The sequence below is a fragment of the Comamonas serinivorans genome (genome assembly GCF_002158865.1).
In the GTDB taxonomy this organism is placed as follows: domain Bacteria; phylum Pseudomonadota; class Gammaproteobacteria; order Burkholderiales; family Burkholderiaceae_C; genus Comamonas_E; species Comamonas_E serinivorans.
Genome location: NZ_CP021455.1, coordinates 318,270 through 332,954, shown reverse-complemented (window position 1 = coordinate 332,954; position 14,685 = coordinate 318,270). Strand labels below are relative to the sequence as shown.

Genomic DNA, 14,685 nt, shown 5'->3' with positions numbered 1-14,685 from the left:
ACATCCTCTCTCTCGCATCCCGCACCACGGGTCAGTGAGGGTGCTGCCGTTCGGCGCCATCGGCGGCCATCGGGCAGCTGACGTTCCAGCGCCGCCCCGCCGTGTTGCCGGCCGCGTCGGGCCCACGCGGTCGGTCGCACGCGCTCAGGCGCCGGTGCGCTGGCGGCGCAAGCCGAACACGCCGAGCAGGCCCGCCAGGGAACCCAAGGCCCAGGTGCCCAGCGTGGGCACGGGTTGGGCGCTCACGCTGGCGGGGGGCGCAGCCGTGACCAGCACGTCCACGCTGACGGCCGGCGCGGCCGCGTACGAGGCGTCGCCGGCCTGTTCGGCCACCAGCGTGCAGGTGCCGGGGCCCACGTAGGTCACCTGGCTGCCGCTGACGGTGCAGATGGTGCTGGCGCTGGGCGTTGAAAAAACCACCGGCTGGGTGGACGGCCCCGCCGTGGCCACCAGGCCGACCGGCGCCATGCCAGCCACGGCAGTGGGGGTCGGGGTGAAGGCCAGGGTCTGGTCCAGCTGCAGGATCAGCCCGCGCAGGTCGTTCACCATGACGCCCAGCAAGGGCCCTTGCGTCCCGTCCACCGCCATCGTGCGCAGTTCCGAGGCGATGTCGGTCACGTAAAAGCGGTTCTGGCTCGGATCCCACACGGCGCCGAAGACCTCGCGGCTGCCGGTCGACACCGGGGTGATGGGCGTGTAGGGCGCCGTGGCCGGAAAGCGCTCGTGGATGGCCGTGCCATTGCCCGAGAAGTGGTGCAGCTCGTCCGTCAGCGGGTTGTAGGCGATGACCTCGCCATCCGCGCCGTTGCCCAGGGGAACGGCCAGGGCCGTCGTCGCCGTGGCCTTGTCGATGGTGTAGAGCGTCTCGGGTACCGTGGCGCCGTCGCCCGTCACGCCCAGCAGCTGCCCATCCGCGCGGAAGGCGATGGACGAGAAGTTGTCGCCCAGGTTGCCGACCTCGGTCCCCACGCCCGTGCTCAGGTCCAGCGTAACCAGCAGGCGCCCGCTCACGCCCTGCGCCCGCACGATGGCGTAGGCCACGTGCGTGCCGGGGTCCATGGTCAAGCCGTTGGCGCCGATGATGGTGCGGCTGGGCACGGTGATGGTGTGGGACGCCATGACCGACCCGTCCGCCGGATGGAGCGCATACAGCCCAAAGGTGCCGGGGGCATCACCGGCGTTGCCGAACGGGTTCACCGCATACAGCGTGGGCGCGGCGCAGACCGCTTGGGTGCCCATCCAGGCCAGCAGGCCCAGGCAACCGCTCAAGAAACGCACGCGCATGGAGAACCCTTTCAACTCGTTTATTTGTAATACAAATTGTTGCATTGAGCGTGCGCACCCACAAGCACCTGAGCCGGGCGCCTTGTCGCGCTTGTGGCCCCAGCAGCCGGAGCCAACGCCCGCCGGGTCAACCGCCAGCCCGTCCCTGTCGCCCATGGGGCGATGGCGGCGGACCTGAGCCGCGCGCCGCATCGCGCGACAATCCCGGCGTGAACATCCTCTCCATCCAATCCCACGTTTCCTACGGCCATGTGGGCAACTCGGCGGCCGTGTTTCCCCTGCAGCGCCTGGGCCACGAGGTGTGGCCGGTGTACACGGTCAATTTCTCGAACCACACGGGCTACGGCGCCTGGGGCGGCTCGGCGATTGCGGCGACCGAGGTGGCGGCCATCGTCGAGGCCATGGCGGCGCGCGGCGCGTTGGCGCAGGTGGACGTGGTGCTGAGCGGTTATCAGGGCGGCGCCGACATCGCGGACGTGATCCTGGCCGCGGTGGCCCGGGTCAAGGCGCTGAACCCGGCCGCGACCTACACCTGCGACCCGGTCATGGGCAATGCCCGATCCGGCTGCTTCGTGAACCCGGCCATTCCCACCCTGTTGCGCGAGCGCGTGGTGCCGGCAGCCGACCTCATCACGCCCAACCAGTTCGAGCTGGGCTTTCTGGCAGGCGTGACGGCCGACACCCTGGAGACCACGTTGTCGGCCGCCGATGCGGTGATGGCCGGCGCCCCAGAGACTGGCCAGCGGGGACCGCGAGCGGTGCTGGTCACCAGCGTGGAGCGGCCCGACCGCGAACCCGGCACGCTGGAGATGCTGGCCATCGACGCCCAGGGCGCCTGGATCGTGCAGACGCCGCAGCTGCCCTTCAAGGCCAATGGCTCGGGCGACGTGACGGCGGCGCTGTTCACCGCCCACTACAGCCCTCGCTTTGGCCAGCCGGGCGCCGCGGCCGATGCGCTGGCCCGCACCACGGCAAGCGTCTACGAGCTGCTGCTGCGCACGCAGCAATCGGGCCAGCGCGAGTTGCAGCTGGTGCAGGCCCAGGAGGCCTACGTGAACCCGGGCCAGCATTTCGCGGTGCGCCGGGTGCGGTGAAACGGGCGATCTCAGGCAATTTTCAAAGAGAGTATGAACCCATTGCCGATCAAACAAGAACGGCAATCAACCCATACTGCCGCCCACACCATTTCGGAGGCTTACCGCACCCCAGCTGAAGGTCTCGGTCTGCGCATCGCCATGTCCCCGGCAAGTACCGGGCGCGAAGCCGGCTGACGGTGCGGATGGGCGCTGTGCGCGCAGCGAGCGGGATCAAGGCCAGCCCCCGGTAGCGCGCCTTCACCTGGCTTGGCACCTCGTTTCGGTGGAGTTTGGCAGGGCCACGCTGGCGCGTGACGACCCGAACGGATCCCACCGGGGTCCGGAGGGTTTGGCCAGGAACACGGCGCGGCCGCATTCGGTGCTCGCACGGTGGAACCTGTCGCGGGCGCGCCGCCCATGGATGGCGAGCGCGGCATGTGTGCCCAGCATGGCCCAAGCGGCCTCGATGGGCCCTCGCTGGCAGATCGATTCGGTGTGACCGTGGCCATGGACGTCACATGCACCGACCTTCCTGAAGCGACATGCTCACGTGATCAATCCAGGAGATCAACGCCATGATGTTCGCCGTGTTTGGAGCCATCTCCACAGCGCTGTTTCTGGTCGGTGCCGCGCTGCTGAGCTCGCTTCACCTGTTGTTCGGTGGTCTGATCATCGGTGCCTGCACCGCACTGATCTGGGTGATCACCCGAGGTGCGGCCAAACGCAACCGGGGCGCCCAGACGCCCCCTCCGGGACGCGCCAACCGTTAGCGCGATCAAGCACGGCGGCGCGCCGCCCAGCCCAGGCCCAAGGCCAGCAGCAACAAGCTCCAGCCACCCAGCGTGGGCACGGGGTGCGGGGTGCGGTCGTCGTCGCGCACCGTCACCGTGGCCTGCGCCGCCGGGCCCACGGTGTAGCCGCTGCCGGGCAGCAGGCCCAGAACAGCGCTCACGTCGCCATCGCCGGGCACCGTGTTGGCGGTGGCGGTGATCAAGCAGCTGGCCGTGGTGGCCCCTGCCGCCACGAGCAGCGGCGAGGCACAGCTGGTCGTGTAGCGCGGGTTGCTGGCCGGTGGCGCCAGCACGATGTTGACCCCACCGGCGGGCGCCGGCTCACTCAGGCTCACGGTGCAGGTGGCAACCTGCCCGGCGGCGTCCACCAGGCTGTCGGGCGTGCAGACCACCTGCGCCACCGGGGGCGCGGCATCGTCGTTGCGCACCAGCACGGTGGCCTGGGTCGGTGCACCCAGCTGGTAGCCCGCGCCCGCAGCCGGCGTGGCCAGGCTCACCACGGCCGGTACGTCGCCATCGGCGGGCACGGTGTTGGGCACGGCGGTGACGGTGCAGGTGGCCGTGGTGGCCCCGGCCGCCAGGGTCAGGGCATCGCCACAGGTGGTGGTGTAACGGGGGTTGGCAGTGGGCGGCACCAGACCCACCGTCAGACCGCCGGCCGGCGCGGGCGCATTGGCGGTGAGGGTGCAGGTGGCGGTCTGACCGGGCGAATCAAACAGGCTGTCGGGCGCGCAGCTCAGGCTGACGGACGGCAGGTCGTCGTTGCGCACGGTGACGAGCGCAGCCGTGGGCGTGCCCAGCTCGTAGTCGGCCGATGGGTCGGGCGTGCTCAGCTGCACCGTCGCGGTGACGTCGCCGTCGCCGGGCACGGTGTTGGGCGTGGCGGTGACGGTGCACGCCGCCGAGGTGGCGCCAGCGGCCACGGTGACGCTGCTGCCGCAGGTCGTGCTGTAGCGGGGGCTGGCGGGCGCCGGCGTCAGGGCCACCGCCACACCGCCCGCGGGCGCCGGCTGGTTGAGGGCAACCGTGCAGTTCGCCACCTGGCCGTCGGCGTCCACCAGGTCGGTGGGCGTGCACTGCAGCGTGGCGATGAACTTGGGCAGGCACGAGGCGGCATCCGCGCTGTCGGCCGAGCTGGTGGCCTGAGTGTTCCCCAGCGTGCCGGCGGGCGCCGTCATCACGCGCGTGCCGAAGCCATAGAACGCGAATTTGCTGGGGTCGTTGAGCAGGCGCGCAGCGCCGCCAAACGGCAAGCTGAAGAACGTGCTGCCCAATGACTGCACAACGCCCGTGGCCAGGTTGAACCGGTAGCTTTGGCCGGTGAACGACGTGTTGGCCACGCCATAGGCCCACTCGCCCGCCGCATCGATGGCGAAGTCCCCCGACTGGGTGCCCGGGATGGCGCTGCTCAGATCCAGGGTGCTGAGGTACTTGGGCGGTGACTGGGTGATGTCGATGCGGAACACGCGGTTGAGCGCGCCGCCGGTCTGGAAGCTCGCGAGGTACAGCACGCCGGTCACGGGGTCCACGTCGGCCGCGTTGAAGTTGGGGCCCAGCCGGGCGTCGATGGCACCGGTGACCGAGGTGCCGCCCGCGGCGGTCGAGGTGAGGTAAATCCCCAAGCCATCGACGATGCCCAGGTTGTCCACGCCATCGCGGCCATAGCGCAGCATTTCGTAATGGCGCGTGTGTGTGCGCCACTCGCTGGTCCACAGCCCGCCTTGCAAGTCCCAGCCGGGCTCCTGGGTGCCCACGGCCCGCATGGCGTAGATGTAGCCGTCGTTGGCCATGCCACCAGCCACCGTGGCGCCGGCATTGCGCGACAGGTCGCGCGGGGACGGCGTGGGGGCGGTCTGGCCGCTCCAGACCGGGTTGAGCGTGACCGCGCCAGTGGCCGGCACGGCGGCTCGGGACAACGTGGTCGTGGGCGCCGTGCTCGGTGCCGTCGCCTCGGTGTACTGCATCAGGTAGAACGACGCGGCGCTGGCCGAGCACCGCGGCAGCGGCGCACCTGCGGCGGCCCAGGTCGCCGAGGCGGCGAGCAGGCCGGCGGCGCCCAACGCCATTCGGGCCACGCCACGGCGCCCCATTTCAGCCACGGTTCCTGTTGTTGTCTGCATGCTGACTGCTCCTGCTCGAAGGGCCTATCCCCGCCCTGGTCACTGCCAGAACGCCCTCTTGCCAGCACTGTAGTGGCCGGCCCCGGGTCGCGGGTGGCCGTGGCAGGGCCGCCACGCCAAAAGGCGGCGCGGCGTCAGATTTGCCGCGGTGCGCACGCGCCGGTTGACCGGTACGGCTGCACCCTCATGACGATGCCCAACCCGCGAGCGACCCGGCCGCCGCAGACGGCCCGGCGCCTACTGGAGCGCAAGCACACCGGGGCGGGCGTGTTGTTGGGTGACGAGCAGCAGGTGCTCACGCCGTGCTGCACAGCCTGCCGACCCCTCACGCCGCCGCAGCTCTCCGGCGCCAGGGCACCGGGCTTGTCCCAGGGCGCACCACCCCTTGCGCGCCAGACCCATCGCCTAAAATGCGCGCACCCCGACGCCAAACGGGCCAGCCTTGCCCGCCAGGCTGGCCTTTGTTTTTTGCCTGGCGCTGCGGGCATCGACATTCACCGAAGGCCCAGCGCAAGACTGGGCTGCTGCACGAGGAAAGTGGCGCCATGACCTTCATTTCGTTCATGGGTGCGCTGGAGATCGGCCTCATCTTTGCGCTCGTCGCGCTGGGGGTGCTGATCTCGTTTCGCATCCTGGATTTTCCCGACCTCACCGCCGATGGCAGCTTTCCGCTGGGTGGCGTGGTGGCGGCCGTGATGATCGTGGGCGGCTACAACCCCTGGGTGGCCAGCCTGTGCGCGGCCCTGGCCGGGGCCGTGGCGGGGCTGCTCACGGCCTGGCTCAACGTGCGGCTGAACATCCTGCAGCTGCTGGCGTCCATCCTGACCATGATCGCGCTGTACTCGATCAACCTGCGCATCGCCGGCGCGCCCAACGTGCCGCTGCTGGGTGAAACCACGGTCTTCACACCGCTGGTGAACGACACCAACGCCATCTGGATGCAGCCGCTGGTGCTGGCCGTGGTCGTGGTCGTCGCCATGCTGGCGCTGGCCTGGTTCTTCAGCTCGCAGCTGGGGCTGGCCCTGCGTGCCACGGGCGCCAACCCGCGCATGGCACGCGCCCAGGGCATCTCGACCGACCGCCTGACGCTGGGCGGCATGGCGCTGTCGAACGCGCTCATCGCACTGGGCGGCGCCTTCTACGTGCAGTCGCAAGGCGGGGCCGACGTGAACATGGGCGTGGGCACCATCGTGATCGGGCTGGCCGCCGTGATCATCGGCGAGACCCTGCTGCCCAGCCGCCTGATGCGCACCATCATCATCGCCACGGTGCTCGGCGCCGTGGTGTACCGCCTGTTCATCGCGCTGGCGCTGCAAGCCGACTTCATCGGCCTGAAGGCGCAGGACCTGAACCTCATCACCGCCGTGCTGGTGGCCGTGGCCCTGGTGCTGCCGCAGGTCAAGGCCAAGCTCAAGCGCCGCCAACCAGGAGCCGCGTGATGCTGCAAGCCCAAGGACTGCGCAAGACCTTCAACCCCGGAACCGTGATCGAGAACCCCGCGCTGCGCGGCATCGACCTGACCATCCGCGAAGGCGAGTTCATCACCGTCATCGGCAGCAACGGCGCCGGCAAGTCCACCTTCCTCAACGCCATCAGCGGCGATTTGATGGTGGACCAAGGCACCCTGACCATCGATGGCCAGGACGTCACGCGCCGCAACGCCTGGCAACGCGCCGCCCTGGTGGCCCGCGTGTTTCAGGACCCCATGGCCGGCACCTGCGAGCGCCTGTCCATCGAAGAAAACCTGGCCCTGGCCTGGCAACGCGGCCAGCGCCGCGGCTTTGGCCGCGCCATTCGCGGCGGCCAGCGCGAGCTGTTCCAAGAGAAGCTGGCCACGCTGGGCCTGGGCCTGGAAAAGCGGCTGACCGACCGCATGGGCCTGCTCTCGGGTGGCCAGCGCCAGGCCGTCAGCCTGCTCATGGCCTCGCTGCAGTCGTCCAAGCTGCTGCTGCTCGACGAGCACACGGCCGCCCTCGACCCCAAGACCGCCGCCTTCGTGCTCCAGCTCACCGACCAGATCGTGGGCAAGGACCAGCTGACCACGCTCATGGTCACCCACTCCATGCGCCAGGCGCTGGACCACGGCACCCGCACCATCATGCTGCACCAGGGCCAGATCGTGCTCGACGTGAGCGGCGAAGAACGCCGCAAGCTCGACGTGGCCGACCTGCTGCACATGTTCGAGCGCGTGCGCGGCGAGGCCGTGGCCGACGACAAGCTGCTGCTGAGCTGACCGCGTGTGCGCCTGGTGCTGCAACAGCAGCGCCGGGATCGTCATGCGCGGCCATCAATCAGAACAGGCAGTATCACCTCATCCCCGTTAATTTTTAATCAGCCATGAGCCCATACTGCCTCCAATGCATTCCTGCACATGGCGACGCTGACCATTCACGGGCTTGAGCTCTGGCACGACACCCTGGGCACCCAGGGCTCGCCGGTGCTGATGCTGCATGGCAACGGCGAAGACCACCGCAGCCTGCTGCCGCTGGCGCGTCGCCTGGCCCGCCACCACGTGGTGCATCTGCTCGACAGCCGCAACCATGGGCGCAGCGGCCGCCACGCCGACTGCAGCTACGCGGCGATGGCGCGAGACACTGCTGCCTTCATCGACGCGCAGGGCACGGGCCCGCTGGCCATCGTCGGCTTCAGCGACGGCGCCATCATCGCCCTGCTGCTGGCGCTCGCCCGGCCCGAGCTGGTCACGCGCCTGGCCCTGCTCGGCCCCAACCTCAGCCCCGCCGACTTCAAGCCCGAGGCGCGGGCCTGGATCGAATCGCAATGGGCCGCGACCCAGGACCCGCTGATGCAGCTGATGCTGACGCAGCCCGACATCCCGCTGGCCGAGCTGCGCCGCATCGACGTGCCCGCCTGGGTCGTGGCCGGTGAGGACGACGCTTGCCCGCGCAGCGTGTTCGAGGCCATCGCGGCACACCTGCCGCAGGGCCGGCTGTCCGTGCTGCCCGGGCACGACCACGCCAGCTACATCTTCGGCAGCGATGCGCTGGCCAAGCCGCTGCGCGCGTTTCTGGCCGAGGGCCAGCCGGCCTGACGCGCGCCCCGCCTCGTGGACGGCGAACGGTGGGCAGCAACCCGGCAACGCCTCGACAGAACGGGTCTGCGTAACGGGGCCGTCTTGGCAGGCGCTTTGGCAGCAGCGTCTTGGCCGGCGCACCCTGCTTCGCCGGGGCCTTGGGGCGAGCGACTTGACGGGCGCAGCCTTCTTGGCCGGGGCCTTGGCTGCAGCCGAGGCCGGCGATGCAGGTCAGCAGGTCAAGGCGTATCGCACACACGCAAGCAGTATGGCGTCATCTCCGTTGTTTGAAAAACGGCAGATCACTCATACTCTGATATGAATCCGCCCTCGCAAGCCCACACCCCCAGGCTGCCCGCACCCCGGCGCACGCCTCAGGCGAGTTCGAGCGCCCGCTTGACCACCAACCCGCCGTTGGGCAGCAGCTCGATGAGCTGCTGCGCTTGCAGGCTGCCCAGCACGCGGCTGACCATCTCGCGTGAGGCCCCCACGCGCTTGGCGATGTCCTGGCGCGACACCTTGTCGCGGATGCGCAGCTCGCCCTGCGCATCCCGCACCGCCATCTCCAGCAGCGCCCGCTTCACGCGGCCCTGCACATCGCTCAACGCCAGGCACTCGATGGTCTGGTCCGCCTGGCGCAGGCGTTGCACCAGGCCGTGCAGCAGCGCGTGGGCGAGCGAGCCCGGTTCGGGCAGGCACGACTCGAACGCCGTGCGACCCAGCATCAACACCTCGGTCTGCTGGTCCGCCTTCACCGTGGCGGAATGGGGCTGGTGGTCGATCAGGCTCATCTCGCCGATGTAGTCACCCCGCTGCAGCGTGGCCAGGATGACCTCGCGCCCCTGCTCATTGGTCCGAACCACGCGCACCTGCCCCGTCAGCAGGACGAACAAGGCGTTGAATTTCATGTCCTGCTTGACCAGGGTCTCGCCCCGCTCAAACCGCCGCTTGACCATCAGCCGGGCCACCTGCGCCTTTTGCCCATCGGTCAATGCGGACAGCAGCGGAACCCGGTCCAGCAGCTCCAAATCCTGGATTAACATGATCATTCCCTGTGCACATAGTTATCATGAAATGGTAACACTTGCACCCCCGAGACATCCCTGATTCCCCGGGACTTCCGTCACACGGCCCGACGGGCGGCCGACGGCGTGCACCTGAACGGTGCGCAGGGCGGCGCCTGCGGCAGCGGCCGCCAGGGCAAGGTGGATGCACGCAGACGCGCGCCTGGGCAGGTGGATGGCCGGCGGTCGTGGGCGTGATGGCCTGTGACTTGAACCCGGTCTGCGGCTCGTCCGCGAACCTGCGGCCCGGGTTCAGCGCGGATTCAGGCATGGCGCGTGAAGGACGGCCGACGCAGGCGCCGGACATGCCGCCCAGCAGCAGCCCGTGAAGGCCGCGCATCACGCGCAGTGGGAGGCGGATGGACGGCTCGGGCCATCCGCGATGGCGCAGGTCGATCGGCTTGACGCCCGCCGGAGACCAGGTCGCGCATCGGCCCCGCGCCTTGGCCGATGGTGTGCCTCCTCAGCGCCGCCTCGGTGATGCCCAGACCGGCACCGGCGCGTGCTGGCCGGCATGGGGCAGACGCTGTGGGCGGCCGAAGAAACCCAGGCCTTGGCCATCGGTGTCGCCTGGGGCGCCGTGACCACCCTGTCGGGCCCAGGCCCGGCCAGCACGTCGTCACGGCGCCTTGGATACACACAACGCCTGGCCCGGCGTCCGCCCTGCCCCAAGCCGAGCCTTGAGTCGATCCAACGCGCCGGCGTCGGCATCAACCGGCTCGATGACGCCATCAGGGGGTATACCTCACCATCCGATTCACCATCATCGGACAGGGCACCATACCCCCATCAAATTGTCATGTCGCCGGTTCCAACGGGACCGGCCAAGCGGTTCGCGGTGTCCCCCACCGCGTGGGAATGCGACGCCAGCGGCCGTCACCGGCGCGTGGCTTCTCCTGCGCCGCCTCAATCGGCCGCGAACACCTTGCCGGGGTTGAGGATGCCGTTCGGGTCCAGCGCGCGCTTGATGGCGCGCATGGCGTCCACCGCGGGCAGGCCGGCCTCGTTGACCAGGAAGCCCATCTTGTGCAGGCCGATGCCGTGCTCGCCGGTGCAGGTGCCGTCCATGGCGATGGCGCGCGCCACCAGGCGGTGGTTGAGCGCCTCGGCGCGCTCACGCTCTTCGGCGCTGTCGGGGTCGATGAGGTAGCCGAAGTGGAAGTTGCCATCGCCCACGTGGCCGACCAGGAAGTACGGCTGGTTGTGCGCCTCGGCGTCGGCAACGGACTCGAGCAGGCAGTCGGCCAGGCGCGAGATGGGCACGCAGGCGTCGGTGGTGACGGCCTTGGCACCGGGACGCGAGGCCAGGCCCGCGAACAAGGTGTTGTGCCGCGCGCTCCACAGCTGGGTGCGGCCTTCGGGCGTGTCGGCCCACTCGAAGTCGTTGCCGTGGTGCTCGCTGGCGATGGCCTGCACGGTCTCGGCCTGCTCTTTGACGCCCGCGGGCGAACCGTGGAACTCCATCAGCAGCATGTGCTCGGGCCGCAGCGTGGTCTTGGCGTAGGCGTTGATGAGTTCCACCGTGTGTGCCTCGATGAACTCGACGCGCGCGATCGGCACCCCCATCTGGATGGTGGTGATCACGGTCTGCACCGCATCGCGGATGGTGGGGAACTGGCAGATCGCCGCTGACACGGCTTCGGGCAGCGGGTGCAGGCGCACGGTGACCTCCGTCATCACGCCCAGCGTGCCTTCGCTGCCCACCAGCAGGCGCGTCAGGTCGTAGCCGGCGCTGGACTTCTTGGCGCGCGTGCCGGTGTGCATGACCTCGCCGTTGGCGAGCACGACCTCCAGGGCCAGCACGTTCTCGCGCATGGTGCCGTAGCGCACGGCGTTGGTGCCGCTGGCGCGCGTGGCGCTCATGCCGCCGATGGAGGCATCGGCGCCGGGGTCGATGGGGAAGAACAGGCCGGTGTCCTTGATGGCCTCGTTCAGCTGCTTGCGCGTGACGCCGGGCTGCACGGTCACCGTCAGGTCTTCGGCGTTCACGTGCAGCACGCGGTTCATGCGGCTCACGTCCAGGCTGATGCCGCCCTGCACGGCCAGCAGCTGGCCCTCGATGGACGAGCCCACGCCGTAGGCGATCACGGGCACGCCATAGGCGTTGCACAGGCGCAGCGTGTCGGCCACGTCCTGGGTGCTTTCGGCAAACACCACGGCCGCGGGCGGCGGAATGTGGACGTAGGCCGACTCATCGCGCCCATGCTGGGCGCGCACCGACTCGCCCGTGGACATCTGGTCGCCAAAGCGCGCCGCCAGCGCGGCCAGAAAATCGGCGGGCACCTCGCGCAGGGCCAGCGCGGGCAGGTCGGAAACAGGGGGAGTCTCGGGGGCGTTCATGGGCAAATCCTGGCAAAAGCCACGCCGCCCGAACAGCGGTGGGCAGGCACGGCGCAGGCGGGCAAGTGTAGTCCTCGCCAGCCTGGCCGCCAGTGGCCGGGGCCGATGGCCGACCAGGCCCGGGGGCTCCGGCTGTTGCGCCGTTGCGGCCTCTGCGGGGGTGCCGTTGGTCGCACCGCCCGTTGGCTGAACCGGCTTTCGCCGCCCGGCCAGGCGCTTCTGGCCAACCCGGCCCGCGGCGTCGGGCCGCGACACCGACCGCACGCCAGGCAGACGCAGCCTGGACCCGATGCGGTGGCCCCACCAGCCGGGCAAGAACCCATCGGCAGTCAGCGTCTGGCCGGCCCCACCCCGCAGGCCCTGTCGGCGCGCCGGCATGGACACCGTCATTCGGGCACGCGGGCCGGTGCATTGGCGAGGGCCGGCGGCCGAGTGCTGCAAAGCACAGTCCGCCGCCCAGGCCGCCGCTAGCATGGCCCGAGCACGCCCCAGGCGCGTGCCTTCCATCCCCCAAGCCAGGAGACACCATGACCGACGTGAGCCGCCGCCAGCCCCCCACCCTCTGGAACCCGAATGCCGAGGCCCCGGCGTTCGACGACCCGACGCTCAGCCGCTCGGTGCGGGGCAAGGTGGTGCTGGTGACCGGTGCGGCCAGCGGCATGGGGCGCGCCACGGCGCGCGTGTTCGCCGAGGAGGGCGCGCGCGTGGCCGTGACCGACCTGCGCCAGCAGGACGCCGAGGCCGTGGCGGCCGACATCCGCGCCCGCGGCGGCGATGCCCAGGCCTTTGCGCTGGACGTGGGCGATGCCCAGGCCATCACCCGCGTGGTGGCCGACGTGGCCCAGGCCTTCGGCGGCATCGACATCGTGGTGAACAACGCCGGCGTCTCCACGCGCAGCGCGGTCGACGAGGCCAACTACGACGAGCGCTGGGACCTGGCGCTGAACGTGATGCTGACCGCGCAGCAGCGCATCATCCGCGCGGCCCTGCCGCACCTGCGTCAGTCCGAGGCCCCGCGCATCGTCAACATCGCCTCGACCGAAGCGCTGGGCGCCACCGCCACCAACAGCGCCTACGCGGCCGCCAAAGCCGGCGTCACAGGCCTGACGCGCGCCTACGCCGTCGAGCTGGGCCCCGAGGGCATCACCGTCAACTGCATCTGCCCCGGCCCCATCGACACGGCCATGACGCACCGCGTGCCGCCCGAAGACAAGAAGAAGTTCGCGCGCCGCCGCACCGCCCTGAACCGCTACGGCCTGCCGGTCGAGGTGGCCCACATGACGGTCAGCCTGTGCCTGCCCGCCGCCTCGTACATCACGGGCGTGACCATCCCAGTGGACGGCGGCCTCATGGCCCGCAACGCCTGAACGACGGCTCCGCGCGGCGCATCGCGCCGGGCCTGAACCGCGCCGCATGTCCCGCGAGGGCGTGACTGGGCTGGGTCTGGCGGGCCGTGCTCACTGGCGCGGTCGGGATGCCACCGCCCCTCGCGGCAGCGAGCCCCTGTGCAGGCTGGCGCCGCAGCCGTGCACGGGGGCTCGCCCTGCCCTGTCAGGGCTTGATGGCAGCCCGTTCCGCACCGCTGCACCGCTGCACCGCTGCACCGCTGCACCGCCAGACTTGCGCACACCGCAGGCGTCGGCGCAACAGCGCACGTGACCGCCGGGCCGCACCTGTGCCCTGGGCGCGACAGCGCGTCCCATGGGCGTTTGCCCGCACCACAAAACCCCCCTGTTGGTCCACACTCGACCGCGTGGGGTGGTCCTGCGGGCCGCCCCACGGCATGAAAACTCACCATCAGGAGACTCACTTGAAAGCAGCGGTGTTCCATGGCGTCGGTCAGCCCATGACCATTGAAACGGTCGAGATCCAGAAACCCCAGCGCAACGAGGTGCTGGTGCGCACCAAGGCCACGGGCCTGTGCCACAGCGACCTGCATTTCATCCAGGGCAAGTACCCCACACCCGTGCCCGCCATCCTGGGCCACGAGGCCGCGGGCGTGGTCGAGGCCGTGGGCGACGGCGTGACCACGCTCAAGCCCGGCGACCACGTCGTCTCCTGCCTGTCGGTGTTCTGCGGCCATTGCGAATACTGCGTCAGCGGCCACCTCAGCGTGTGCAACAACACCGCCGTCAAGCTGCCGCCCGGGGTGTCCAAGCGCCTGAGCTGGAAAGGCGAGCACCTGAACCAGTACCTGAACCTCTCGTCGTTCGCCGAGCAGATGCTGGTGCACGAGAACGCGCTGGTCAAAATCCGCGACGACATGCCGCTGGACCTGGCCGCCCTGCTGGGCTGCGGCGTGCTGACCGGCTACGGCTCGGTCACCCGCAGCGCCCAGATCGAAGCGGGCTCGCAGGTGGCCGTGTTCGGCTGCGGCGGCGTCGGCCTGTCGGCCATCCACGCCGCGCGCCTGGCCGGCGCGGCGCGCATCATCGCCATCGACATCGACCCCACCAAGCTGGAGATGGCCAAGCTCTTCGGCGCCACCGACGGCATCGACGGCAACGACGCCGAGCTGGTGAAAAAGGTCATCGCCATGACCAACGGCGGCGTGGACTATGCCTTCGAATGCATCGGCGTCAAGAAGTGCACCGAAGACTCCTTCGCCATGCTGCGGCCGCGCGGCCTGTCCACCATCGTGGGCATGATCCCGCTGGGCACCAAGGTCGAGTTCCACGGCTTCGAGTTCCTGTTCGAGCGCCGCATCCAGGGCTCGATGATGGGCTCGAACAACTTCACCGTCGACATCCCGCGCCTGGTCGACTTCCACATGCAGGGCCGCATGCAGCTCGACCAGCTGGTGTCGCAGCGCATCCGCCTCGAAGACATCAACGACGGCTTTGCCGCCATGGAGCGCGGTGGCATCGCGCGCAGCGTCGTCGTGTTCGACTGAGCCTGAAGGGTGCCGTGATTCAGCGGCACCTCCTCAGAGACAAAGGCAGTATGCCCCGTTTGCCGTTCAAAATTGAACGGCAACCG

The 14,685-nt window shown here is 69.8% G+C and carries 11 protein-coding genes; 7 read left to right on the top strand and 4 right to left on the bottom strand.

What is annotated here, in order from left to right; genetic code table 11:
• Positions 1–144 precede the first annotated feature (144 nt).
• A complete protein-coding gene (locus CCO03_RS01450; protein ID WP_157667435.1) occupies positions 145–1,284 on the bottom strand; it encodes an IPTL-CTERM sorting domain-containing protein in 1,140 nt (379 codons plus the stop codon).
• Between the two features lie 209 nt (positions 1,285–1,493).
• Between CCO03_RS01450 and pdxY the strand changes: the two genes are divergently transcribed.
• On the top strand, positions 1,494–2,378 hold the full coding sequence (gene pdxY / locus CCO03_RS01445; RefSeq protein WP_087276282.1) for a pyridoxal kinase PdxY: 885 nt from the start codon (positions 1,494–1,496) through the stop codon (positions 2,376–2,378).
• A gap of 557 nt (positions 2,379–2,935) precedes the next feature.
• Positions 2,936–3,130 (top strand): hypothetical protein, encoded by a 195-nt coding sequence (locus tag CCO03_RS01440; protein WP_087276278.1) that lies wholly within the window; start codon positions 2,936–2,938, stop codon positions 3,128–3,130.
• Between the two features lie 5 nt (positions 3,131–3,135).
• Here the strand turns inward: CCO03_RS01440 and CCO03_RS01435 are convergent, their stop codons facing one another.
• Positions 3,136–5,271, bottom strand: a complete 2,136-nt coding sequence (locus CCO03_RS01435; protein WP_157667434.1) for a hypothetical protein — start codon at positions 5,269–5,271, stop codon at positions 3,136–3,138.
• A 545-nt stretch (positions 5,272–5,816) separates the two neighbouring features.
• Here CCO03_RS01435 and CCO03_RS01430 point away from each other — a divergent pair.
• From CCO03_RS01430 to CCO03_RS01420, 3 genes are all read left to right on the top strand, one after another.
• Positions 5,817–6,710 (top strand): ABC transporter permease, encoded by an 894-nt coding sequence (locus CCO03_RS01430; protein WP_087283934.1) that lies wholly within the window; start codon positions 5,817–5,819, stop codon positions 6,708–6,710.
• A complete protein-coding gene (locus CCO03_RS01425; protein ID WP_087276271.1) occupies positions 6,710–7,504 on the top strand; it encodes an ABC transporter ATP-binding protein in 795 nt (264 codons plus the stop codon). Before CCO03_RS01430 ends, CCO03_RS01425 begins: the two co-directional genes overlap by 1 nt.
• A gap of 138 nt (positions 7,505–7,642) precedes the next feature.
• The gene (locus CCO03_RS01420) at positions 7,643–8,320 is read left to right on the top strand and encodes an alpha/beta fold hydrolase (RefSeq protein WP_087276269.1); all 678 of its coding nucleotides are present in this window, start codon (positions 7,643–7,645) and stop codon (positions 8,318–8,320) included.
• Between the two features lie 356 nt (positions 8,321–8,676).
• Here the strand turns inward: CCO03_RS01420 and CCO03_RS01415 are convergent, their stop codons facing one another.
• Positions 8,677–9,351: a Crp/Fnr family transcriptional regulator gene (locus CCO03_RS01415; protein ID WP_087276266.1), complete on the bottom strand. Its 675-nt coding sequence runs from the start codon at positions 9,349–9,351 to the stop codon at positions 8,677–8,679.
• 921 nt (positions 9,352–10,272) lie between these two features.
• Positions 10,273–11,706, bottom strand: coding sequence for an FAD-binding oxidoreductase (locus tag CCO03_RS01410; RefSeq protein ID WP_087276263.1), 1,434 nt, complete (start codon positions 11,704–11,706; stop codon positions 10,273–10,275).
• Between the two features lie 527 nt (positions 11,707–12,233).
• On the opposite strand from CCO03_RS01410, the gene CCO03_RS01405 reads away from it, so the two are divergent.
• Positions 12,234–13,073: an SDR family NAD(P)-dependent oxidoreductase gene (locus tag CCO03_RS01405; protein WP_087276259.1), complete on the top strand. Its 840-nt coding sequence runs from the start codon at positions 12,234–12,236 to the stop codon at positions 13,071–13,073.
• Between the two features lie 443 nt (positions 13,074–13,516).
• A complete protein-coding gene (locus CCO03_RS01400; RefSeq protein ID WP_087276257.1) occupies positions 13,517–14,599 on the top strand; it encodes a Zn-dependent alcohol dehydrogenase in 1,083 nt (360 codons plus the stop codon).
• Positions 14,600–14,685 lie beyond the last annotated feature (86 nt).